This is a genomic window from Mycobacterium sp. Soil_C_30, assembly GCF_057656995.1.
Genome location: NZ_JBDGJH010000003.1, coordinates 127,887 through 149,321 on the forward strand (window position 1 = coordinate 127,887; position 21,435 = coordinate 149,321).

Annotated in this window: 25 protein-coding genes and 1 pseudogene; 5 read left to right on the top strand and 21 right to left on the bottom strand. The window is 65.9% G+C overall.

The annotated features are described in order from the left end of the window. Window positions 1-156: 156 nt before the first annotated feature. From AC3A6P_RS06260 to AC3A6P_RS06315, 12 genes are all read right to left on the bottom strand, one after another. Entirely contained in the window at window positions 157-1,311 is a 1,155-nt protein-coding gene (locus AC3A6P_RS06260; protein ID WP_487689700.1) for an alpha-D-ribose 1-methylphosphonate 5-triphosphate diphosphatase, read from the bottom strand. Next, window positions 1,308-1,961, bottom strand: a complete 654-nt coding sequence (locus AC3A6P_RS06265; RefSeq protein WP_487689703.1) for an ATP-binding cassette domain-containing protein — start codon at window positions 1,959-1,961, stop codon at window positions 1,308-1,310. The genes AC3A6P_RS06260 and AC3A6P_RS06265 overlap by 4 nt, the downstream gene beginning before the upstream one ends. After that, a complete protein-coding gene (locus AC3A6P_RS06270; protein WP_487689705.1) occupies window positions 1,958-2,833 on the bottom strand; it encodes an ATP-binding cassette domain-containing protein in 876 nt (291 codons plus the stop codon). Before AC3A6P_RS06270 ends, AC3A6P_RS06265 begins: the two co-directional genes overlap by 4 nt. Further along, complete coding sequence (locus tag AC3A6P_RS06275) at window positions 2,830-3,696, bottom strand: alpha-D-ribose 1-methylphosphonate 5-phosphate C-P-lyase PhnJ (protein WP_487689708.1); 867 nt, start codon at window positions 3,694-3,696, stop codon at window positions 2,830-2,832. The genes AC3A6P_RS06270 and AC3A6P_RS06275 overlap by 4 nt, the downstream gene beginning before the upstream one ends. Further along, window positions 3,693-4,706 (bottom strand): carbon-phosphorus lyase complex subunit PhnI, encoded by a 1,014-nt coding sequence (locus AC3A6P_RS06280; protein ID WP_487689710.1) that lies wholly within the window; start codon window positions 4,704-4,706, stop codon window positions 3,693-3,695. The genes AC3A6P_RS06275 and AC3A6P_RS06280 overlap by 4 nt, the downstream gene beginning before the upstream one ends. Further along, complete coding sequence (locus AC3A6P_RS06285) at window positions 4,706-5,272, bottom strand: phosphonate C-P lyase system protein PhnH (protein WP_487689712.1); 567 nt, start codon at window positions 5,270-5,272, stop codon at window positions 4,706-4,708. Before AC3A6P_RS06285 ends, AC3A6P_RS06280 begins: the two co-directional genes overlap by 1 nt. Beyond that, window positions 5,269-5,685 (bottom strand): phosphonate C-P lyase system protein PhnG, encoded by a 417-nt coding sequence (locus AC3A6P_RS06290; RefSeq protein WP_487689714.1) that lies wholly within the window; start codon window positions 5,683-5,685, stop codon window positions 5,269-5,271. The genes AC3A6P_RS06285 and AC3A6P_RS06290 overlap by 4 nt, the downstream gene beginning before the upstream one ends. After that, the gene (locus AC3A6P_RS06295) at window positions 5,682-6,416 is read right to left on the bottom strand and encodes a GntR family transcriptional regulator (RefSeq protein WP_487689717.1); all 735 of its coding nucleotides are present in this window, start codon (window positions 6,414-6,416) and stop codon (window positions 5,682-5,684) included. The genes AC3A6P_RS06290 and AC3A6P_RS06295 overlap by 4 nt, the downstream gene beginning before the upstream one ends. A gap of 8 nt (window positions 6,417-6,424) precedes the next feature. After that, a complete protein-coding gene (phnE, locus tag AC3A6P_RS06300; protein ID WP_487689719.1) occupies window positions 6,425-7,240 on the bottom strand; it encodes a phosphonate ABC transporter, permease protein PhnE in 816 nt (271 codons plus the stop codon). Then, a complete protein-coding gene (locus AC3A6P_RS06305; protein ID WP_487689722.1) occupies window positions 7,237-8,040 on the bottom strand; it encodes a phosphonate ABC transporter ATP-binding protein in 804 nt (267 codons plus the stop codon). Before AC3A6P_RS06305 ends, phnE begins: the two co-directional genes overlap by 4 nt. Before the next feature lies 1 nt (window position 8,041). Further along, window positions 8,042-8,935 (bottom strand): phosphate/phosphite/phosphonate ABC transporter substrate-binding protein, encoded by an 894-nt coding sequence (locus tag AC3A6P_RS06310; RefSeq protein ID WP_487689724.1) that lies wholly within the window; start codon window positions 8,933-8,935, stop codon window positions 8,042-8,044. 1,210 nt (window positions 8,936-10,145) lie between these two features. Beyond that, complete coding sequence (locus tag AC3A6P_RS06315) at window positions 10,146-10,964, bottom strand: aldo/keto reductase (protein WP_487689726.1); 819 nt, start codon at window positions 10,962-10,964, stop codon at window positions 10,146-10,148. 451 nt (window positions 10,965-11,415) lie between these two features. On the opposite strand from AC3A6P_RS06315, the gene AC3A6P_RS06320 reads away from it, so the two are divergent. Then, window positions 11,416-11,868, top strand: a complete 453-nt coding sequence (locus AC3A6P_RS06320; protein ID WP_487689729.1) for a DUF1931 family protein — start codon at window positions 11,416-11,418, stop codon at window positions 11,866-11,868. A gap of 92 nt (window positions 11,869-11,960) precedes the next feature. Here AC3A6P_RS06320 and AC3A6P_RS06325 read toward each other — a convergent pair whose 3' ends face one another. Together AC3A6P_RS06325 and AC3A6P_RS06330 are read right to left on the bottom strand one after the other, a co-directional pair. Next, window positions 11,961-12,167: a hypothetical protein gene (locus tag AC3A6P_RS06325; protein ID WP_487689730.1), complete on the bottom strand. Its 207-nt coding sequence runs from the start codon at window positions 12,165-12,167 to the stop codon at window positions 11,961-11,963. 320 nt (window positions 12,168-12,487) lie between these two features. Next, window positions 12,488-13,600, bottom strand: coding sequence for a low temperature requirement protein A (locus tag AC3A6P_RS06330; protein WP_487689733.1), 1,113 nt, complete (start codon window positions 13,598-13,600; stop codon window positions 12,488-12,490). 472 nt (window positions 13,601-14,072) lie between these two features. Between AC3A6P_RS06330 and AC3A6P_RS06335 the strand changes: the two genes are divergently transcribed. The 3 genes from AC3A6P_RS06335 to AC3A6P_RS06345 all read left to right on the top strand — a co-directional run bounded on the left by AC3A6P_RS06335 (window position 14,073) and on the right by AC3A6P_RS06345 (window position 15,798). After that, window positions 14,073-14,918 carry a S1C family serine protease gene (locus AC3A6P_RS06335; RefSeq protein WP_487689735.1) on the top strand — a complete coding sequence of 282 codons (846 nt, stop codon included), beginning with the start codon at window positions 14,073-14,075 and terminating at the stop codon, window positions 14,916-14,918. Continuing rightward, on the top strand, window positions 14,896-15,177 hold the full coding sequence (locus tag AC3A6P_RS06340) for a DUF1931 family protein (protein ID WP_487689737.1): 282 nt from the start codon (window positions 14,896-14,898) through the stop codon (window positions 15,175-15,177). The genes AC3A6P_RS06335 and AC3A6P_RS06340 overlap by 23 nt, the downstream gene beginning before the upstream one ends. A 192-nt stretch (window positions 15,178-15,369) precedes the next feature. Next, the gene (locus AC3A6P_RS06345; protein ID WP_487689740.1) at window positions 15,370-15,798 is read left to right on the top strand and encodes an Hsp20/alpha crystallin family protein; all 429 of its coding nucleotides are present in this window, start codon (window positions 15,370-15,372) and stop codon (window positions 15,796-15,798) included. On the opposite strand, the gene AC3A6P_RS06350 is transcribed toward AC3A6P_RS06345, so the two are convergent. Continuing rightward, a complete protein-coding gene (locus AC3A6P_RS06350; RefSeq protein WP_487690583.1) occupies window positions 15,714-15,977 on the bottom strand; it encodes a helix-turn-helix domain-containing protein in 264 nt (87 codons plus the stop codon). The genes AC3A6P_RS06345 and AC3A6P_RS06350 overlap by 85 nt on opposite strands. A gap of 136 nt (window positions 15,978-16,113) precedes the next feature. Between AC3A6P_RS06350 and AC3A6P_RS06355 the strand changes: the two genes are divergently transcribed. Continuing rightward, window positions 16,114-16,413 carry a hypothetical protein gene (locus AC3A6P_RS06355; protein WP_487689743.1) on the top strand — a complete coding sequence of 100 codons (300 nt, stop codon included), beginning with the start codon at window positions 16,114-16,116 and terminating at the stop codon, window positions 16,411-16,413. Here the strand turns inward: AC3A6P_RS06355 and AC3A6P_RS06360 are convergent. The 6 genes and pseudogenes from AC3A6P_RS06360 to AC3A6P_RS06385 all read right to left on the bottom strand — a co-directional run. Continuing rightward, window positions 16,404-16,520 (bottom strand): annotated as a pseudogene (locus AC3A6P_RS06360) (LLM class F420-dependent oxidoreductase); the annotation flags it as partial. The gene AC3A6P_RS06355 and the pseudogene AC3A6P_RS06360 overlap by 10 nt on opposite strands. Beyond that, complete coding sequence (locus AC3A6P_RS06365; protein ID WP_487689745.1) at window positions 16,520-17,419, bottom strand: TIGR03620 family F420-dependent LLM class oxidoreductase; 900 nt, start codon at window positions 17,417-17,419, stop codon at window positions 16,520-16,522. The gene AC3A6P_RS06365 and the pseudogene AC3A6P_RS06360, both read right to left, overlap by 1 nt. A 34-nt stretch (window positions 17,420-17,453) precedes the next feature. Beyond that, window positions 17,454-18,302 carry an NADPH-dependent F420 reductase gene (locus tag AC3A6P_RS06370; protein WP_487689747.1) on the bottom strand — a complete coding sequence of 283 codons (849 nt, stop codon included), beginning with the start codon at window positions 18,300-18,302 and terminating at the stop codon, window positions 17,454-17,456. Next, window positions 18,227-18,592 carry a MarR family winged helix-turn-helix transcriptional regulator gene (locus AC3A6P_RS06375; protein WP_487689750.1) on the bottom strand — a complete coding sequence of 122 codons (366 nt, stop codon included), beginning with the start codon at window positions 18,590-18,592 and terminating at the stop codon, window positions 18,227-18,229. The genes AC3A6P_RS06370 and AC3A6P_RS06375 overlap by 76 nt, the downstream gene beginning before the upstream one ends. 216 nt (window positions 18,593-18,808) lie before the next feature. After that, window positions 18,809-19,801, bottom strand: a complete 993-nt coding sequence (locus AC3A6P_RS06380) for a zinc-dependent alcohol dehydrogenase family protein (RefSeq protein WP_487689752.1) — start codon at window positions 19,799-19,801, stop codon at window positions 18,809-18,811. A 595-nt stretch (window positions 19,802-20,396) separates the two neighbouring features. Beyond that, complete coding sequence (locus AC3A6P_RS06385; RefSeq protein ID WP_487689755.1) at window positions 20,397-21,365, bottom strand: pirin family protein; 969 nt, start codon at window positions 21,363-21,365, stop codon at window positions 20,397-20,399. Window positions 21,366-21,435 lie beyond the last annotated feature (70 nt).

Sequence of the window (21,435 nt, forward strand, 5' to 3'; positions counted from 1 at the left end):
CGGTGAACCAGGGTTCAGCGTGCTGGAGTGCGACGCCCACGCCGGCCAGGTGGCGACGTCGCCTCGGCTGCCGACTGCTACGACAGCACGCTGATGTGAACCGCCAGTGGACATGAGTTTGAGAAGCCACAGAGATGGGGCCGCCGCAGCAGCGGGTCAGGCCGAGATCATCTGTACGCCACGGCCGAATACCTGCTGGCCGTTGCGCCACAGGGCCGTCCCGAGGTGCGCGCCGCCAGGTTGCAAGCGCCGCAGTGACGCCGTGAGAGGACGGCCGACCTCGATGGTGGTGGCGGGTGCGCCCAAAACCGCAGCCGGTTTCGATGACACCAGGTCCACTGCGTCGGACAGCCCCACCACGCCGCGCTGGGCCAGCACCTGGGGCGCGGCCTGCAGTGACGACGGCAGGTAGTCCGAGCACAGCACGTCGCAGACTCCCGCGGCAATGGCGTCGGCGGCCAGCACGTTGCCGGTGGACGTCGAGCGGCTCCGCATCGCGTTCGGCGCGCCCAGGACCACAGTCATCCCAAGCTCCTTGGCCCGCGCGGCGGCGGCAAGGGTCAGCGGGAACTCCGCCACTGACGCACCGGCGGCGTGTCCCTCTTCGATGTGTTCGGGAGTGCGATCGTCGTGGCTGGCGAGCACGATCTGATGTGCGCGGGCCAGCGCGCTGACCTCCTGACGCCGGTCGGTGATGGCGGCCAGTCGGCCGGCATCGACGGTGAAGACCGCTTCGACCTCGGCTTCACTGACGCCCCAGTCCTTGGCGTAGAACGCGCGCGTCTCGGCCAGCGAGGAGAACCGGCTGCGCTGCACCGAGGTCTCGATCATCGACATCAGCGCCACCCGCGACGACGCTGCCAGTACCGCCTGCAGTGCGTCGATCGCTCGGTCGTCGGTGAGCTCCACCCGCGCGTGAATACGCCAGTCGCAGCTCAGATGTGGGCCCAGGTCCTCCAGTACGGCCGCGAGCGCGGCCGCATCGGCAATCGCGATGCCCTTGCGTGGCGAGTCCTCACAGCGCGCGGCCACGCACACCGTCGCGATCCCGGCCGCCGCGCACTCGGCGTCCAGGACGGTGAGCACCGCCGCGGGATCCAGGGACACCGTGGCGCGCGGGTGTCGCCGCTCGTTGAGGTTGTCCAGGTGTAGGTCCACGGCGGCGGGCACGAGAACCAGATTGGTGGCGGTGGCTGCACCCGCGGCGATCTCGGTGACGTGACCGTTGTCGATCACCACCACCGCGTCGTCCACCACGGGTCGTCCATCGCCTGGGACCACGGTGACCCCTTCGAGCACGGTTTCTGTCATGTCAACCTTCCTTCCCGCAACTCACCGACGGTGGTCGCGATCGATGTGAGTGCACTCTCGGGTGCAGCCGTGACGACAACGGTGGCTCCGGCGTCGCGCAGACGTGGTAGCCAATCCACCAAAACCTCTGGTGCTACGTGGTTCTCAGGCTCGTCGAGAACCACGAACTGGCGTTCGGCCACCAGTGCCGCGGCCAGCGCCACAGTGTGGCGATCGCGCAACCGCAGCCGTCCCACGGCCACCGGGGCGACTGCGCCGGCGCCGAGGCGGTCCAGTGCCCCGGCCGCCGCCGCACGGGTGCAACCGGTCACGCGCGCCACCGTGACCGCGGCAGGCAGTTGCGGCGGCGCGGCCAAAGCGCCGTCGAACGTCGCGATGTGATGCATCCGCACCCATGCGGCCGTTCGGGGGTCGGCGGTGGACAGATCCACAGTGTCGCCGGCGAGCCGGTAGGTGACCGCACCGGCGTCGGGGCGATAGACCCCGGTGAGGCAACGAAGCAGCGTCGAGCGGCCGGAACCGCGCTGACCGATGACGACAGTCAGTGTGCCTGCCGCACAGTCGAAATGAACTGAGTCCAGGACAGCGGCACCGTCGAACTTCTTGGTGAGGCCGCGCGCGGTGATCCCGGTGGTCATCGCAGCGGTCATATCAGCCTCGACGAGACCAGCAGCTGGGTATAAGGGTGTTGTGGATCCTCGAGCACCTGTTCGGTCAGCCCGTGTTCGACGATCCGGCCGTGATGCAACACCAGCACCCGCGAGGCCAGCACTCGGACCGCGCCCAGGTCGTGGGACACCACGATGGTGGCCGAGCCGAGGGCCCGGGCCACCCGCTGTACCACCTCCAGCAGGTCGGCCTGCACGGACGGGTCCAGCCCGGTGGTCGGCTCGTCGAGCAGCAGTAGCTGCGGCGGCGCCACCAACGCCCGCGCCAGCTGCACCCGCTGCTGCATACCACCGGAGAAGGTACGCAGCGCGTCGGTGTGGCGTTCGGGCCGCAGGCCCAGCTCGACCAGCAGGGCAGTCGCCTTGGCGTGCACGTCGGCGAACACCCGGCCGTGACCGGCCAGAAGGCGTTCGGCCACATTGGATTCCGCGGCCAGACCCGGATACAACCCGGCGGCCAGTGCGTTCTGGTGCACCATCACCACCGCAGAACGCCGGATCTCGGTTCGGTTGACGGCTGTGGTGTAGAGATCGCCGTAACCCGTCAACGTCATCGTGCCGGAATCCGGTGTCAGGTCCAGGTTCAGGCAGCGCAGCAATGTCGTCTTGCCTGAACCGGATTCGCCGACGATGCCCAGCACTTCCTGGGGCCCGACGTCCAGGTTCGCGTCGTGCACGGCAGTCACCGATCCGCATGCCGAGCACCGGTTGGTGCCGGCCAGTTCCCCGGTGAGTTCGACACAACGGGGGCAGCCCGGACCGAAGCGGTGCGAGATTCCGCGAACCGACAGCACCGGCTCGGGCGGAAGCAGCGTGGTCTGCTGTGGCCACGTGGTGGCGGCGCCGGCGGTCACGGCCGGCCTGCTGCGCGCCGGACCTGACAGGCATCGATGTCGGTGCACTGCCATGCCCCGTCGCTGGGCACCCGGTAGGAGGTCGTGCTGGCACACCGCGCGCACGCTTCTCCGGCCTGCTCGGCGTGCAAGGGGATGTCGTCGAACGCCAACGCCTGGACGCTGGTGTAGGGCGGCAGGGCAGTCAGTCGGGCACGGCGCCCGGCGCCCAACAGGATCGGGTGGGGACGCCGGTCCAGGCGCAGGACGTCGTGGCGGGGGATCGGGCTCGGGCTCATCAGCCTGCCGCCGTCGACCAGCACCGGGTGGTCGGCGCCCGTCCGGGGCCCGCCGAGGCGGGCCTGGCCGTCGTAGAGGTCCAGCCATGCGGGGGTGTAGTCCTGTTGGGCATGGTGCTCGACGGCAGCCGCCTCGTCGGGCACCACCCGCCGTAGCGGTTCAGGGTGAGGCACCTGCAGCACGAGCACCTGGTCTGGCCGGAGCTCCAATTCGGGTATCCGGTGTCGACTTTGGATGATGGTCGCCTCCGTGGTGTGCGTCGTGGCGCGGCACTGTGCCGACGCGCTGATCAGATTGCGCATGCCGGTGGCGTTCACCGACTGGTCGTCACCCTGGTCGATGACCTTGACGACGTCGGTGGGCCCGACCAGTGACAGCGTCAGCTGCAGGCCGCCGCTGCCCCAGCCGCGAGCCACCGGCATCTCGCGTGACGCGAACGGCACTTGCCAGCCTGGGATCGCCAACGCTTTCAGGATCGCCCGGCGCACATTGCGTTTGGAGTTCTCGTCGAGGTAGGCATACGCCTCCGGGTGGGCATGGGCAGCGGCCAGTGCTGCCACGGTCTGCGGAGCAGTGTCGGTCACGTCGCCTCGTTCGTTGCCACGGCGGACAGGTATGCGGTGAAGCTGGCGTAGTGGGGCAGCCGCAGGTGTTCGACGAACCCGTTGGTGGCCGGGCCGTCGGTGGCGCCGATGACGGTCTGGTCGTCCAGCAGCAGTGGTTGGTGCAGATCCCCATCGGCTTGCATGGCGCCGTCGAGCAGCGCCATGGAGATGGCCCGCCGCTCGACGGTGCCCAATGACGCTCCGAATCCCATCGCCAGCCCTGGGATACCGTCGACGTCAGCGTCGAGCACCACCTCCACCTCGGTGATGGGCACCTCGGCCGCCGCACACGGTACCCCGGTGCGGGGGTGAGGAATTCGGATCGCCACCACCGAGACGGTGAGCTCCACCAGAACGGCTTCCTGCCGGCGCCCGAGCATCAGCGCGGCCAGGGCCACCATGGCACCGGTTTCTCCCCGGGCCAGCAATGCCAGCCGGTCGGCGCGGCACAGCGGCGGCACCAGCACGCTGTCGGCTGGGTCCTGCCCGGGTCCCTCCTCGGGGCCTGTGGGTTGGCGTACACCGCTGATGAGGTCCCGCACCCGCGGCGTCGCCGAGCGCGTCGGTGCGTCGTCGTCGGTGACCGTCGGGCGCTCCGCCTGCTCGGTGGTGTCGACGGCGGGCCCATCGTTCCAGTCGAGCCTGCGCGGAATCAGATCGGGCGCCAGACCCAGCCACTGACCGCCCGGGACGGCCGGATATGCCGACGACAACCGCCGGACCACGGCGGTGTCGCCGGGCTGGACAGTCACCGAGGGGATGTGCGGCTGCGTGGCCGCCCACACGCGCAGCATCGACACGGCGTGCGCGGGATCACCGCCGGCCTGGTTGAGCGCGCGACGGGCTGCGGCGGTCTCCCAGATGCCGGCCTCGGCGCACACCTGTTGTTCGAGTACCGCGGTGTTGGTGGCGCCCTGCGCCGACGACTGCTCCCGCGCGATCTCCCGGGCGGCGGCAAGCGCGCCGTTCTCCTGCATACTCGCGTACATCAGTTGTCTCCCAACCTGATCGACACGCTACGCGGCAGGCCGATCAAGTACTGCGGCGTCACGATCAGCACATCCACCCCGCAGGGCGGCGACGTGTTCGCGGTGGTGAAGGCGTGCGTCGAGAGAGCGTCCAGCGGCACGTGGGCGGTGGTGCTGCCGTCGATACCCGGTCCTGACAGCACCATCGGCACTGCCGGGCCCGCGGTTGCCACGATCACCGTGGCGCCCTGCTCGGGGGTCAGCCGTTCACCGCGGCGAGCGCGGGTGAGGGTGTCGGCTACCGGGCCGTGCACCAGAACCCAATCTGCGCACTCGATGTCAGACTCCGCAGCGCCAGTCTGTTCAGCAGCCCTGGTGGCCACCCGCCGCGCTTCGGAGTTCCCTGCCACGGCCAGGGCGAGGCCCGGATCCAGCAGCGCGAGCAGAACGGCTGCGGCGCCGTCGAGTTCACGGCAGGCGCTGAACTGCGGGACCGGAGGGAGTTCGATCGCGGCGCCCGGTGTGCAGAAGGCTCGCATACACGCCATGAAGGTGCTGCGCCCGTCATGGACCACATGCCACGTCACGCCTGCTCCAACCGGGTTGCCGCCACCAGAGTCGCGCGTGCCCGCGCCCGATCAGCCTTCTGGTCGAAGGCGCCGGCGCACAGGGCTTCCACCCGCGCCGACATCGGCCCCCCGCGTTCGCATTCGGCATCACAGATGGCCGCAGCCACCGCACCAACCATGTCGTAGCCGCCGCGGATACCGTCGCCGCGGGTGCCCGCCATGTCTACGGTGCAGCGAGTCAACGCGACATGGCCGAGAACAGTGGTGGTGGACACCGAACCGGGCAGCGGAACCCGCACCGGCGTGGTGACCGATTCGGGGCCCGTGGTCACCGACACCACCGCGCCGGCAGCCAGGATGTCGTCGGCAAGCAGTTCGAGGGCCATTGGGTCGGCGACGGCCAGGGCCTCCATACGTGCATCCGGGGTCATCCGAGGTCCACCGTGAACTGGACGCGGTCCCCGCGATAACGATGCTTCACCACAGCCACTGGGCGGCCATCCTGGTCGATGTTGAGACCGCCCATCTCCAACAACGCACCGCCGATGCGCAGCCGCAGGTACTCGGCTTCGGCGGGTTCGGCCAGCGTGGCGGCGAAGGTGCGGTTGGCGCGGTGCATCCGGACGCCGTAGGTGTCCAGCAGGAAGTCGAACAGCGATGCTTCTCCTGCCCACTGCTGTGCGATCTGCGGGAACCGTTCGATTCCGAGTGCGGTCACCGACAGCGAATACGGTTCGTCGTCGACGAGGCGCAGGGTGGTTGTCACCAGTACAGGGCCGGTGGTCTGCAGCTCGGTCTGCGTGGGGTGTTCGGCGACGGTCTCGCTGGACAGCACCACGATGGCCACCCGGTGGCCCAGCTCGCTCATGCTGCGGGTGAAGCTGGCGTCGCGGCCGGCCGAGACGTCATAACGAACCGGCGGCGAAGCGACGAAAGATCCTTTGCCGTGCACGGTTTCGATCAGCCCGAGCTGGTTCAGTTCCTCCAGTGCGCGCCGTACTGTCAACCGGTTGACATCGAACTCCTGCGACAGCACCGCCTCGCTGGGCAGCCGATCACCGGGGCGGAACTCTTCGGCCAACCTCGCTGCCAGCAGGTCACTGAGCTGACGATAGACAGGGCGATCTGCGTGCCGGTTGATCATTTCCAGACTATTGCTCATCGCTACTCCTATCCACCCAGGACGCGCCGACGGATCACGGCGGAAACCCGTTCGAACACAACAACAACCACGAGGATTGAGCCGATGATGGTGGCCGCCTCGTCGTACCGCAGCAGAGTCATCGAAGTGGCCAGTTCGATCCCGATACCACCTGCGCCCACCAGGCCGAGCACCACCGATGACCGGGCTGACGATTCGAGTGCGAACATCGATGTGGTGACGAAGGAGGGCAGGCAGCCCGGTAGTACACCGCCGATGAGCACGCCGAAGCGTGGAGCCGCCAATGCGCGCAGGCTCTCCAGCTGTCCGGGATCCAGATCCTCGATGCTCTCGGCGAAGAACCGGCCGCAGAAGCCCATCACGTCGACCGTGATTGCCAGGACGCCGGCCTCTGGTCCCAGGCCGACTGCGATCACGAAGATCAATCCCCAGACCAGGTCGGGAATGGTGCGACTGACGGTGATGATGCCGCGGCTGACTGCGTACAGCGACCAGTGCGGGGTGGTGTTGCGCGCGGCGAGCACGGCCAGCGGCAAGCTGAGCACAACACCCACAATCGTTCCGAGCAGGGCCATTTCGACCGTGACGAGCAGTGCGGCCAGGATGGGACGGATCCGGCTGACGTCCGGCGGGATGGCGTCGTCGACGAACTCGCCGAGCCGGAACACCCCGGTGGCCAGGGAATCCGGACGGATCGCGGCGCCCTGGGACCAGCCGTGCACCAGCAGGCCGCCGACCACCAGGATGATGACCAGCGACAGCAGGCTGGGCCGGCGGAACCGGCCCGGCGGTTCCTGGTGTTTGGGGAGGGTAGCGGGGCTCACGAGATGGGCTCGGCGAAGATCGGATTGAGTTGTGCCGCATCGCAATCGCGGGCGGGTCGATCGAACTCGAGCGTGCCGTTGCGCAGGCCGATGATCCGGTCGGTGTGGCTCAGCGCCAGCTCGACCTGGTGCAGGGCCATGACGACGGTGACCTTGCGCTCCTGCGCTATCGAATCCATCAGGTCCAGCACCGCGGTGGCCGACCGGGGGTCCAGACTTGCGACGGGTTCGTCGGCCAGAATGATCCGCGGCCGCTGCATCAGCATCCGGGCGATGGCCACCCGCTGCTGCTGTCCACCGCTGAGCATGTCGACCCTCCGGTCGGCGAAGGCGGCCAGGCCCACGCGGTCCAGGCTCTGCATCGCCTCGTCGCGGACCTCGCGGGGGCTGGTCGACGGCCATGCGCACCATGACCCGTGCTGGCCCATGCCACCCTGGATCACGTTGTGGAATGCGGTCAGTCGCGGCTGTAGATGGAAGCGCTGGAACACGAAGCCGACGTCGCGGCGCACGGCGGCCAGCGTACGGCGCGGCGCCCCGGTGACCTCGGTGCCGCCGATCGTGATGCGACCTGCCACGGGCTCGATGAGCCGCAGCAGGCAGCGCAACAACGTCGACTTGCCGGCGCCGCTGGTCCCGATCAGTGCGACCTTCTCGCCGGGACTGATGTGCAGGTCGAGCCCGTTCAGCGCGTCTGTGGCACTGCGCCGGTGCCGCACCCGCAGTCCCGTCACGTCGATGGCGGCGGCGCCGCAGGCCTGCGCCTCCGCCGGCCCGGAGTGGGAGGTAGCGAATGCCATGTCAGTCGCCGAGGAACTCGGTGAAGTCGTTGACGCCCACCGACTGGTACATCGAACGCACCCGGTCGTAGTCCTGGTCGGTCACCTGAACCAGCGTGGCGCCGTCGTACTTGGCGTTGTCCTTGCCTTCCAGCATGGCCGCCAGCAGGGCGTCGAAGTTGTTGTTGAAGGCGTCCTGGATGGCGGTCACGGTCTCGGGATCCAGTCCCGCACGGCCCATCAGGAGATCTGGTGGTAGGACGGGTCCTTCGGCGATGACGCGGTAGGCGCCGGGGTCGGCGTCCTCCGCCATGGACGCCTCGTAGTCGTGGCAGCCGATTCCGGCAGCGTCCACGTCGCCGCGCTTGAGCGACTGGTGCACCAGGTCGCCGACGGTGAGGATCTCCACGTCGTTCATGGGGTCGAGTCCGCCGTCGGCCAGCATCTGCGACGGGCCGAGGTGGCCACTGGTGGAGCCGACGTCGGACATGGCGATCTTCTTGCCGCGCAGGTCCTGGATGTCAGTGATCCCGCTGGCGGTGGTGGTGTAGAGGCAGGACCGGTAGCGGTCGCGTTCGATCGCGATGATCGGCTCGGCGCCGGTCTGTTCGTGGATCACGACATACTCGGCGGGACCGGTGAACACGACGTCTACCCGGTTGGCCTGCAACGCTGCCGCAGCGGCGGTGCGATCGTTGACAGCGAAGAACTCGACATTCAGGCCGGAGGTCTCCTCCAGTTTTGCCTGGAACGCGCCGAACTCCCGCTGCAGCTCCTCGAGACCCTGCAGATCGGTGACCGCCAGCCGTACGGTGCCGGGCTGCGCGGAGTCGGTGGACTGGCCGCTGCTGCAGCCCACGGTCACCGCTGCCGCGGACAACACGGCGACGATTCCTGTGACAATTCGTCCGGACATCGATGGTTCCCTTTCCCAAGGCTCCTGTGGTGTCTACATGTCTAGATGAGTGCTTCGAACTGCGGGTTAACGGAATGCATCCAGCGTCGCAATGTCTGGTGGTCAGGATTCGGGGCCTTTCGCCGATGCTCGGCGTCGTGGTGTTCGGCGCTGAAATCGCGCCGGGTCTGTCGCCGCCGTAATGGAGTGGTTGGGTCCACTTCTGAGCTACGTCCGCGAGAGGACCGACTTGGTCATCACGCTCACGAGGCGTTCAACATCCGCAGAAGCGCTCGGCGCTATCGGATTGGCCGCATTCGCGACACCTCGGGCCGCGACCGGCAGGATGTCGAGGAGCGATTGAACTTGCACCTAGCGACCCGAATTGTCCGCATCACAAGGGCGCCGCTGCTACCGGAAGAGAAAGGGGTCTAGGCCCAACAGCGACGTCAGGCCCCAGGACCCTGACTGGCGTCACGACAGGGGTTGTGGAACAGGATGATTGGGACCGCCAGACCCTGATTCGTGTCCAAGGTCATCGCCCAGATAGGCGCCGGCATGCTGCTCACCGATGTGGAGCGCGCATGCGAAAAGTGCATCGGTTCCTGCTGGCACACTGTGCGACCTGAGCCGGGACCCTGCAGAGCGCAACAACGCCAACCAGGCGGACCATTCGGGACGAGCATCGGCGTGCGAGTCCGCCGTAGAAGTACACATTGTTCAGCCCGAGTTCTGTAACGCCTCACTGACCGACCAGACGAGCTCGAACAGATCGGTTACCTGTTTCGCGGCGAGAGCAGTGCGGACGCGGCCTGCTTCCCCGTCTACCAAGCAGAAGGCGTGGTCCGCCTCGCCAGCGACCGCGGCGGCGCAGCTAAGCTATCGACGCCCACCGGCGTCGATACCGCTGACCTCCGACAGGTTCACTATCAATCGTGTTGGTGCCACTGCCAGTTGGTCGACGAGGGTTTATTGCATCACAACAGCAGCGTCACCGATCACTGGGCTCGCCTACTTTGGCCCTTCTGGCTAACTTCGTCTCCTCCGGCTGTAATCGGAAGTCAGTCAAGTCCAGCGCAGGAGCCTGCGACATCCACCGAGTGCCCGATGTCATCCGTTTCGCGTCCGGCGGTGGGCTCCGAGGAAGACTTGGGTAACGGCGACGTCGCGGAACAGGCCGCTCAAACCCTCTCGGTGCCGACGACTTTCACACTGGCCATGCCGGATTCGTTCACAGAACTTCGAGTGGGCGCGAACGGGTAGGCGGCGGGAACGCTCGATCGAGCTCGTGGAGGTCCCTGCGGGTCAGCTCAATGTCTCGCGCAGCGGCGTTCTGCCGAACGTGGGATAGGGTTCGGGCGCGTGGGATAGCGGCGACCCCGTCGTGTTGAAGCACCCACGCAAGGGCGATCTGTGCCGGAGTGGCGTCATACCGTTGCGCAATCGGCCGCAGCGCCGGGTTGTCGAGCAGCCGCCCCTGCTCGATTGGCGAATAGGCCATGGCCGGTATCCCATGTTGGGACAGCCACGGTAGCAACGCGTACTCCGGCCCGCGGCGAGTCAAGTTATAGAGGACCTGGTTCGTCTGGACCTCGTCACCGCCTGGGAGGGCGGACAATTCGATCATGTCGTCGATATCGAAGTTACTTACACCCGAATGGCGAATCATCCCGTGTCGCTTCAATTCGGCGAAGCCTGCAATTGTCTCGGCCAACGGGATGCGACCCCGCCAGTGCAGAAGGTAGAGATCAATGTAGTCAACACCCAGCCTGCCTAGGCTTGCCTCGCACGCACGGAGCGTACCCTCTCGGGTTGCGTGGTCCGGGAGCACTTTGTCGACAAGGAACACCTCGTCGCGCCGTCCTGCGATCGCCTCGCCGACAAGGACTTCCGCCGCGCCGTTGCCGTACATCTCGGCCGTGTCCATCACGGTCAATCCCAAGTCGATACCGAGCTGGATCGAGGCGATTTCATCCGCCCGCCGGCCAGGGGCTTCGGCAAGGTGCCACGTGCCCTGGCCGAGTGCGGCGATTTTCTCACCGGAGGGCAACTGTATAGACCGAGCTGGGTTCATTCTCCGGCCGCCTTTCGTAGTTCCCGGTTGAACGGGCAGATCACCCCTGTCCACCGGATCGAACTGATTCTGCAGGCGGCACCGCGCAGAGCACTTCGGCCCGAGAGTGCACAACTGTGCGACGCATTAGGTTATTGCGGGCCCAAGGGGCCGGCCCGGCAGCGGTCTGATCGTGCCTCCTGGCTCCCGACACAACTCGAACCCGATGCCCTCGCCGACTGGCTGGTGCGGGCGGCTCCGAGACCGGCTACCCGGCCCGTGGATGCCGGCCTCCGGCAAACCTCGCGCGGGTTCTCAATGACCTGCGAGGCTGAATCGGCCCAACGGTATTGCATCTGCTGGTCCGGTTCGGGATCGTCGACAGAGTGCCAGCATTTGACATCAGTGCGGGTCGAACCAGTTTGATCCTGTGGACCGGAGGTAGCGCGTGACCCATCCGTCGGGAATTCCCGTGTTCCAACGTTTCTTCCGCTCCGCCGCCAGCATCAAGATCGACAAAAACGACGTAAAGCGCTTTCGGGCGTTCATCGACGAGGAGATCGATGACATCGCCATCTCCGGACGCAACTCGGCCAGGTGGAATGGACGAGACATCATTGTGGCACAGGACCTTCCGATTACCAGGGGCATACAGGAACGAATGCGGGAATTCGACGAGCTCGAAGAGGCACAAGAGATTAGAGAGTTGCTGCGGCAGGCGGTGCGGCAACCGCCGGCAGACGTGACCTTCGCCGACGAGATCGAGGAGCTGCTACCAGAGTTGTTCGGCGGGTTGAGTATTGCGCTGGCCAAGTCGATCCGCCTAGTGGACCCGACTGTCTCCAACCCCTCGCCCGAACACTGGGACCGGGCGTTCAATCTGTTCCGTCTGGTGTTCTGAGTCCCGGCAGCGCGGGTGCGCTCTACGTGCCGAAGGCCGACGACACCACGGCGAACCGGATCACCGTCAGTCGAGCCGAGCGACAGCGCACCCTAGCCACCGCACTCAAGGTAATCGCTCAGGGTCATCACCAGGCCGGAGTTCTTGTTTTGGTCGTAATCCAGGAGTGTGCCCAGCCATTCGCGCACAAAGCTCTCGACCTCGCCATCACCGTGGGCGGCGTCGATGAGGCGATAGAAACTGAGTTCGTCGAACGCCGCTGCGCCGTGCGGGCTGACTGAGCGCAGGCGGATGCTCATGGCCCGACGGGCGTCCACGAAGGACTGCGGAGCGTCTTGTCGGTGCGACCGACACTTTGCATGACCACCACGTAGTGGGGGCACCGCAGCCAGGGTGGTCGGCAGCTGGGTTTGATCCTTCGTCGGTGACGCAGCGAGAACGCCCACCCCCACCGGCTATCATCGACATCGACCTGGCCGTCCCAGTCGGACCGGCGATGCCGTTCGATCTCGGGATGCACTGGCTGCGATGATGGATACCGAATGAATCCCCATTCGCTCCCGTCTTACGACCTCACAAAGGAGGAGCTTTTCACGACGTCAATGCGGATTGTCCTGCCTTACCGCAACGTTCCCGCTCTACCGGTGCCAATCTGAGGTCGCCGCCACAGCTCCCATGCGAGACGCCAGACTCCGATCGCGGTGAGAACGGCCAGCGATGACACGGCCGGAACAGTTATCGCCACCGGAAATACCAGGAGAGACGCGGCGGCAGCGAGGAGCCGATCGACGGTGAGCTGATGGTGGTCACGCCATCGGTAGGCCACCTCCCCGGCGTAGAACAGTGCCACCCCACCGGTGAGGGCGAGGGCGGCCAGCGGCGCCAACGGCTCGCTGATGTGTTCCACCGAAACCCTTGCCCCGAGGGCGAAAAAGACAAGGCCGGCAACGAGCGGCAGGTGCAGGTAGCTGTAGGCGTCGCGCGCCAACCGTGCCCGATCGGCAGCGGGTGTTAGCCGCAGACGCTCTTCGGCGCCGGTGGTGAGGCCGAAGTAGGTCCACCATAGGGTGCCCGTGATCAGCACCCCGAGAACCACAGCGGCGACGACGCCTGGATGGTGCAGGCTTTCGGACGCGCCCGCTCCCAGCGAGATGATCGTCTCGCCCAGCGCGATGATGATGACCAAACCGTGGCGGTGGATGAAATACGAAGGCACGACCTGAAGTCCGTTGATACCCGCTATCAAGGGACTGCCGAAGTCGGCCGCCGCCGCGGCGACCCACAGCAACTCACGGTAGGGGGAGGCGACAAATGCACCGGCAACGATCAGGCCCGGCCCGACGAGCAGGCCGGGCACCAGTCGGCGGATCGTCGACGCCACTTCAGCCTCGCCTCGGGATGCCGAGGCGATGAACATGCCGGCGTTGATGAGGCGTACGGCGAACAATGCGAGCGCGAAAACGACGGCCCCGCTGGTGAATGCGGTCGGCAGTGCAATCACCGCGATGAGCATCGCCGCCATCGCGAGGATCATCAGAGTCGTTGGGATCACGTGCGCGATTTCGAACATGTTGGTCAGCCAGGCGTAGCACACCCAGGCCCACCAGAGGGCGAGTAGGGCGAGTACACCGTGGCCGAAGCCCTGCCAGGAGATGTCGTGGAGCATCAGATGGGTGACCTGTGACATCGCGAACACGAACGTGAGGTCGAAGAACAGCTCCAGAAAGCCCACCGGCCGCTCATCCGGTTCCTGCGACTCCGAGCCGCAGTTCGGGGCTCTTCGGCCTGGGGAGCTAGGTACAGGCGTCGGGTTTGGGACCCACAGGACCGTGTCGGAAGCGGCAGTAGGGTGCAACGTTTGTCTCGTGATGTGACCACCATGGCGCACAGATCAGAATTGATTGGGGTGCAGTGCGATCACTGGAGTAGTGGCACATGGTGACCGGCACTGAAGTCAGCAGCGATAGGGAGGCTCTGAGCTGATGCATCCAACGTCGACCGTACGACCCGCGGTTTGGATACCGCGGCTGCTCGTTGGCACGGTCATTTTCCTCACCGCATGCAGTGGCTCGACCGACTCCGGCTCGACGGACTCCGGGTCGACCACCCCCTCCGCGGCACACCCCGTATCGACGGCGCCGTTGGCTGCGGCCGGCCCTGATCTACCGGCACTGGTCCGGCGGGTCGAACCCTCGGTCGTCACAGTGCTCACCGAGAAGGGCGTGGGCAGCGGCATTGTCTATAGGGCCGACGGCACGATCGTCACCAACGCCCACGTAGTCGACGGCGTGCGGGGGGTCACCGTAGCCCTCGCCGACGGGCGGCGGATCGCGGGAACTGTCCGTGGCGTCGACGAGGTTTCCGACCTCGCCGTCATCCAAGTCGACCGCACAGGCCTGCCTGCAGCGACGTTTCAGGAGCCGCTGCCCCACGTCGGTGAGCTCGCCGTAGTCATAGGCAGCCCGCTGGGATTCGCGGCCACCGTCACATCCGGCATCATCTCAGGACTACACCGCCAGATCCCCGGGTCGGCTTCGACCGGCGCACCGCTGGTAGATCTCATTCAGACCGACGCCGCCATCTCGCCGGGTAATTCTGGGGGCGCGGTACTCGATGCGCAAGGAGAAGTTGTAGGTATGAGCGTGGCCTACATTCCACCGACGGAGGGCGCGGTAGCCCTGGGTTTCGCCATTCCCGCCGCGACTGTCGTCGACGTCACGGACCAGCTGCTGACCACCGGGACCGCCCGCCACTCCTTCATCGGTATCCAGCCCGCTACCCTGACGCCGGAAATTGCGCGGACACTGGGAATCGGCCGCACCAGTGGTGTGGTCGCCATGCAGGTTTTGACACCAAGTCCCGCTGCGGAGGCCGGCATTCGACCTGGCGACATCATCATCGCTTTGAACGGTGAGGAAACCGCGACGGCAGAGGAGCTCATAGCCGAGCTTCGTAGCACCAGACCGGGCGACCGGGTCCAGTTGTCCGTGCTCCGCGCAGCCAAGACCGAAGACATCGCGGTCCTGGTTGCAGAGCGCGCCCCTAGTTAGAGCCGCCTTTCGAAGATCACGGTTTACGCAGCAACACATTGAGATTCAGCTCCGGCTTCGCAAAGCAGCGCGTTCCGTCGAGGTGGTCCCTGGCGGGACCAACCACTTCGACGCTGACACCGAACGGCTGCTGCCAGAGTTGTACGGCGGGTTGAGTATCGCGCTGGCACGCTCATTTCGATTGGTGGATCCGACTGTGTCCACCCCTTCGATGGAGCATTGGAATCGAGTGCTCACCATGTTTCGACTGGTGTTTTGATGTCCGGCGGTCCCGCACCTGTCGTGACTGACCCGGGAGAGTGAGACGACGCACCCAAAATCGTCCCGGCAGCGCGAAGCGTCGGGCCGCACCGTTGGGGCATTCTTCGGCTACCACAGACGAACGTAGAGGGACAACAACATGACTCAGTCACTGCAGCGTTCCGCTGCCCAGGCGGAGAGATGGCGACCGTTGCGCGAATTCGAGAATCTCTACGCGGAGATGGATCGGCTTGCACAGTCGGTGTTCGGCGGAGTCAAGGGTGAGGGCGCCTGGTTACCCGAGGCGGATATCATCGAGGCCGATAGCGCCTACATCGTCGAGGTCGAGCTTCCGGGAGTATGGCACAAAGACGTCGATGTCTCGCTGAACGGCAATGAGTTGGTGGTGGCCGGCGAGGTGAAGGAGCGGAAACGCGAGGGTTTGTTCCGCCGTCGTACACGAAAGGTCGGTGAGTTCGAGTTCCGCGCCACGTTGCCAGGCCCCCTTCGGGACGACGAGGTCGAGGCGTCGTTGGCGTACGGCGTGCTCAGAGTTTACGTGCCGAAAGCGGAAAGCTCCAAGACACGCAAGATCCCGGTGAGTGAGTCGAGCGATGCCCCAACCACGACGCCGGGCTGACGGTCACCCTCACTGAGGAATCGCCACGCCCGAGTCGCGGCGTGGAGGTTGAACCGGGTATCAACATTGCGAAGGTCGTAGCCAGTGAGCTCAGCTGTGCACGCCAACCGGTAGCGCAACGTGCTGCGATGAATGAATATTGCGGCTGAGGATTCGTCATAGTTTCCACCACATTCCAGGTGGCGATGATGATGGCTCTAATTCGTTGTGGTGGCGCGGCAGCGTCGACACTATTCCAGTACTCCAGTTAACGGGATTCCGGCTCTGTCAACGTAATTCACAACTCCGTCCTAGACAGGGGTCGAGGACTTCTTGGTGTGGATGCGGCTGCTTGCCGAGAATGTGCCCCGCACAACGTGGATGGCTGTTCGCTGCGACGCATCACAACTCGGAAGCCTTGGAGCCTTCGTCGACGGCGCAGCGCTACCGGCCCATTTGGCGGGACCGATCGGCAAGGACCTCAATGAGACGGGTGGTGTCGACGTAGCCGGTGTCGACGATGCGGTCTTCCATTCTGATCGCCGCGGGGTCGCGGCCGGCATCGAGGGCGGCCTGAGCGACGACGGCGCGCGCGTCGTCGAGTTTGGGTCCCGGCTCTATCAGCGGTGGTCGTAGGCCAGGATGTGGCTATACCCGAGTTCCTCGACCTGCCGGCCGTAGGCGCGTACCGCCCCGGGGTCTCCGCCCAGTTCGGTGTGTGGGTAGGTCACTCCAACGCGCATCACAAACTCAATGCTGTGGCGAGTGCCCGCAGATTGGGCAGCGGGTCATCGGTTGGTGCCTCGACGGCGACCTGCACAACCACGTGGTCGGCGCCCGCGTCCAGATGTGCGGTGACCGACGCGGCAGCCTCCTCGGCGGATCCCACACCGACCAGCGCGCGAGCCAGCCGTTCCGACCCACCGATCACCAGGTCCGTCTCGTCGAATCCCTGTCGCAGCCAAGAGTTCCGGTAATTGTCCAGCTGTGAGTAGAGCTCCAAGTGCTTGTGGGCGCGCCGCAGTTGGTCGTCGGTGCTCCCGCCGATGGCGATCGCTTGCTCGGTGACGATCCAGGGTGCTTCGCCGAGGATCGCGCGGGTGGTGCGCGTCTGTTCCGGCAGCACCAGATAGGGATGTGCGCCGTCGGCGAGCTCGCCGGAGAGTTCGATCATCTTGGGTCCCAGCGCAGCCAGCAGACGCGTTGGCCGAGCGCCGGCCTCGAGCTCTGCCGGCACCGTGTTCATGGCGTCGAGGTAGTTGCGCATCATGGCCAGCGGCTTGCGGTAAGCACCGCCGAGGGAGCCTTCGACGAAGGGGGCGTGGCTGACGCCCAGGCCGAGGACGAACCGTCCCGGGTACAGAGCGGTGAGCATCCGGGCGCCACTTTCTGCCATCATGGGCAACCGCACGTGGATGTTGGCGATGCCGGTACCGACCACCAGGCGCTCGGTGGCACCCAGGAAGGCCGCGGACTCCACGAGGGCGTCCTTGCCGCCGCCCTCGGGCATGAACACCGACCCGTAGCCGAGCGCCTCGATCTCGCGGACCATGTTCTGCGCATCGCGGATCGGCCAGGGCTCGCTGTTCCAGAACACCCCGACCTTGGACGAAAATTCAACGTTGCCAGGCTTATCAGTCATTGTCGGTACCTCTGTTCGTGGTTTACGTGCACGCTCACAGGAAGATCGCGCGCGTCAGTCGGACGGCGTACTCCGAATCAGGATTGGTCGTGCCGTCGCCAACGCGTTCGGCGATGGCCGCGATGGAGATGTCGCGGCGCTTGGGCAGCCGATCCTTCTCGGCCCTGGCGAGCGCCTCTCCCATTTCGCTGCTGGTGAGGTCTGTGCAGTAGCACGGGGCGCCCGGTTGTTGGCGCCACGACTCCGACAGTGTGCCGGCGTCGAAGCCGTCGAACCCGGTCTGATCGACCAACGTCATTCCCAGCTTGCGTGCCTCAGCGTCGTCGGCGGCGACCGGAATGGCGATGCGGCCGGAGGTTCCCGCGGGCGCGCCCTTCTCGGCCAGTGACGCTGACCCAATGGCGTTCCATGCTTTGACGATTGGCCGTCCGATCTGCTCGGTCAACCACACGCTCTCGACCTGGCCGTCCTCGAGGGCCTCGATCCGCCCGTCGCGAAGGGGGTAGTAGTTCGAGGTGTCGATGACGACGGCGTCCGGCGGCGCCGCGGCCAGCGTAGATGCGAACGCCGACATCCGATTCAGGGGTATCGACAAGATGACGACCTCGACGTCGCGCACTGCGTCGGCCGCTTCGACCGCGCGGGCGCCGGTGGACAGCGCTTCGGGGTCGATCGTCTCCGGGCCGCGGGAGTTGGCGATCTTGACCTCATGACCCGCCGCGCTCAGCTGGCGGCTCAACGTCCTGCCGATGTTGCCGGCGCCAACAATGCCGATTTTCATACTTGCTCCTTTGTCTTGGGTGTTTGTCAGTCGACAGCCGGGTGTGCGAGGCCTTCGAGCGTGCGGCGAAGGTCCTGGAGGCCGGCGTCGTCGAGCTGGCACGCTGTCTTGATTTTGTCGGTGACGCCGCGTACCTCTGACTCGAGCTCACGGCCCGCAGCGGTCAAGTCGACCAGGACCCGCCGCTCGTCGGTGCGATCGCGCTCACGCGACACCAACCCGGCGGCTTCCAGGCGCTTGACCAGCGGCGTGATCATGCCCGCGTCCATGTCCAAGCGAGCGCCGAGGGAGCCGACAGTTCGGGGTGCGCCGTCGAGTAGGGCCAAGATGACCAGGTACTGAGGGAAAGTCAGCCCCAGCGGCTCCAGGAACGGCTTGTGCAGGCGAACCATCCGGTTCGCCGCACCGTAGAGCGCAAACGACAGTTGCTCACCCAGGGCGTTTCTTGAGCCTGATGGCGAAGACGCATCGGGATCTTTGGCGCGCAAATTCATGATGCGTCAAATAATAGCACTAGATATGAACTGGCAGGATCGAATGCCGCGGCGGGGCTGTGGGTCAACCTGGCAACGCGTGTGCGGTTGGGGATTGCCCTTGCAGCAGGGCCGCTAGACGCGAGTGGGCAGGGCGACTGTGCCGCCGGCCACGTCGATCGCGACCTTGCCGTGAAGTGCATACGACCGTCTGTTCTCCAAGAGCTCATGAGCCTCACCCATTCGCGCGAGCGGCAGGGTCGCGCCGATGACCGGTTTCACCAGACCGCGCTCGATCAGATTGGTGAGCGCGTCCAGCTTTCCTCGGTTCTGCCGGGTGAAGACGAAGTGATAGGCGGCGTTCTTGCCCCAAGCCTCGATGAGGTTCTGCGGCTGCGCGATGTCGACGATGCTGACAACGCGCCCGGAGTCCGCGAGCGTCAGCGGGCTGCGGGCGAGCGCGTCGCCACCGATGGTGTCGAAGACGACGTCGACTCCCTTGCCCCCCGTCAGCTCGGCCACGGCATCGACGTAGTCCGTCGACGCGTAGTCGACCACTGCGTCCGCTCCGAGAGACCGCACGAACCCATGGTCGCCTGCCTTCGCGGTCGTGATCGCCTGTGCGCCCATCGCTTTCGCGACCTGGATAGCGATCGTGCCGACACCGCCCGCGCCGCCATGGATGAGGATCGTCTCACCCACGGTGAGCTGAGCTCGCGTTACCAGGGATTCCCAGACCGTTCCGCCGACGAGGGTCAGGCTCGCCGCCTCGAGGTGGCTGAGATTCTGCGGCTTCCGGCCGACGAGATCGACGTCAGCGACGTGCTGCTCGGCGTACGAGCCGGGGCCGCCGAAGATCCGGGGTGTGTAGTAGACCTCGTCACCTGCGCGGAACTCGGTCACGTGGGATCCGACTTCCTCGATCACGCCGGAGATGTCGTGTCCGATGATCGCAGGGAGAGGGACGTAGTCTGCGTAGTCTCCGCGACGGATCTGAAAGTCGAGCGGGTTGACGGCGGTCGCATGGACGCGCACCCGCACCTGGCGGGGTTGGACCTTCGGGACGGGGACGGCGCGCAATTCAAAAGCGTCGGCACCGCCGAAACGGGCAAGGACGACAGCCTTCATGGTGTCAGTAATGGCGGGATTCCTCATCTGGAGTGTCCGGCGCGATCGCGCCCGAACGGGTGTCATCTCACTGTTCGATAGTGGCTCTGTAAGAGCGCCGCCTTCATGGTTTCGGTACGAACCCAGTGCGAGTCCGAACAGCGGCCGAACCCGCCTCGTCTCATCGACAATGACGACTAATGACCGTCACCGTCAGGGTGTTTCACCGTCGGCTGAGGCGCCTTGACCGGAGGAGTGAAAGGATCATCCGGCGCGTTGGGGTTGGGCGCCTTCTCGGTGGGGGAAAGCGGCGGAGGCGTCGTCGTAGTGGTGGTAGTAGTAGTGGTCGACTCTTGGGGGGTGTCACTGTCACTGCTACACGACGCGGTGAAGCCGATCATCACAATGACGGCGCCACCGCCAATCGCTACGGAGATGCGACGCCCCAAACGATTTGATGCCATATGCGGTCCTCTGTTCTCTAGGTGAAAACCCCTCGGGGGTTCGCTTCGGGTCTGAACGTTTGGTTGCCGATCGGTGTCTCGTGCATGACGTGCTCGCGCTCCGCGAGGTCGTGGTGGTGCCGCGTTCGCGGAGTGCCCATCCGCTGTGACCATTACCCGGTGTGGGGTACGTGTTCGGTGGGGATGACGCCGAATCGGCCGGCCTGGTAGTCCTCATAGGCTCGGACGATCTCTTCGCGGGTGTTCATCACGAAGGGCCCGGACTGAACCACGGGTTCTCGGATCGGCCGGCCACCGAGTAGCAGGACCTCCAGGTTCGGCTCGGCGGCGGGTTGGCTCTGCTGTGCGGCCAGGGTCAGCGCGTTGCCGGCGCCGAACACGGTCAGTTGGCCCTTGTGGATGGGTTGTGCCGCAGTACCGACGGTTCCGATGCCGGCGAGCACGTAGGCCAGCGCGTTGAAGTCGGCCGGCCACGGCATTTCCAACCGCGCACCGGCGCTTATGGTCGCGTGCACGACGGTGATCGGCGTGTAGGTCGACCCCGGCCCGTTGTAACCGGCGATGTCGCCTGCGATGACTCGCAACAGTGCGCCGCCATCTGCGGAGGACAGCAGCCGGGCTTGCTTGGCGCGGATGTCCTGGTAACGCGGTGTGACGAACTTGCTGGCGCGCGGCAGGTTCACCCACAGCTGGACACCGTGGAACATCCCGCCGGAGAGGACCAGGTGCTCCGGCGGCTTCTCGATGTGCAGGATTCCGCTGCCGGCGGTCATCCACTGGGTGTCGCCATTGGTGATCGTTCCGCCGCCGCCGTGGGAGTCAGTGTGCTCGAACGTGCCGTCGATGATGTAGGTGACGGTCTCGAAGCCCCGGTGTGGATGCCATGGGGTGCCCATGGGTTCGCCTGGTGCCCACTCGATCTCGCCTATCTGGTCCATGTGGATGAATGGGTCCAGGTCGGTGTGCGACACCCCGGCGAATGCGCGTCGCACGGGGAACCCGTCTCCCTCGAATCCGACCGGTGCGGTGGTGACCGATCGCACCGGCCGCAGCGTGCCGGTGGCGGGACCAGGGACGGGGACGCGGGGCAAGGTGAGCGTGTCCGCAGTGATGGCTGGCATAGCTTGTTCTCCTATCGGTGTGCGAAAGGCGTGGGAATCGAAAACGCAGGCGGCGGGCGTGGTGGGTTTC

What these genes read in the sequence shown, in the direction of transcription:
- AC3A6P_RS06265 (WP_487689703.1), bottom strand. Translation starts at nt 1,961, where the DNA reads ATGACCGCTGCGATGACCACCGGGATCACCGCGCGCGGCCTCACCAAG.
- AC3A6P_RS06280 (WP_487689710.1), bottom strand. Translation starts at nt 4,706, where the DNA reads ATGTACGCGAGTATGCAGGAGAACGGCGCGCTTGCCGCCGCCCGGGAG.
- AC3A6P_RS06305 (WP_487689722.1), bottom strand. Translation starts at nt 8,040, where the DNA reads ATGGCATTCGCTACCTCCCACTCCGGGCCGGCGGAGGCGCAGGCCTGC.
- AC3A6P_RS06310 (WP_487689724.1), bottom strand. Translation starts at nt 8,935, where the DNA reads ATGTCCGGACGAATTGTCACAGGAATCGTCGCCGTGTTGTCCGCGGCA.
- AC3A6P_RS06295 (WP_487689717.1), bottom strand. Translation starts at nt 6,416, where the DNA reads ATGAGCAATAGTCTGGAAATGATCAACCGGCACGCAGATCGCCCTGTC.
- AC3A6P_RS06290 (WP_487689714.1), bottom strand. Translation starts at nt 5,685, where the DNA reads ATGACCCCGGATGCACGTATGGAGGCCCTGGCCGTCGCCGACCCAATG.
- AC3A6P_RS06260 (WP_487689700.1), bottom strand. Translation starts at nt 1,311, where the DNA reads ATGACAGAAACCGTGCTCGAAGGGGTCACCGTGGTCCCAGGCGATGGA.
- AC3A6P_RS06325 (WP_487689730.1), bottom strand. Translation starts at nt 12,167, where the DNA reads ATGAGCATCCGCCTGCGCTCAGTCAGCCCGCACGGCGCAGCGGCGTTC.
- AC3A6P_RS06380 (WP_487689752.1), bottom strand. Translation starts at nt 19,801, where the DNA reads ATGAAGGCTGTCGTCCTTGCCCGTTTCGGCGGTGCCGACGCTTTTGAA.
- AC3A6P_RS06375 (WP_487689750.1), bottom strand. Translation starts at nt 18,592, where the DNA reads ATGGTTCGCCTGCACAAGCCGTTCCTGGAGCCGCTGGGGCTGACTTTC.
- AC3A6P_RS06365 (WP_487689745.1), bottom strand. Translation starts at nt 17,419, where the DNA reads ATGACTGATAAGCCTGGCAACGTTGAATTTTCGTCCAAGGTCGGGGTG.
- AC3A6P_RS06385 (WP_487689755.1), bottom strand. Translation starts at nt 21,365, where the DNA reads ATGCCAGCCATCACTGCGGACACGCTCACCTTGCCCCGCGTCCCCGTC.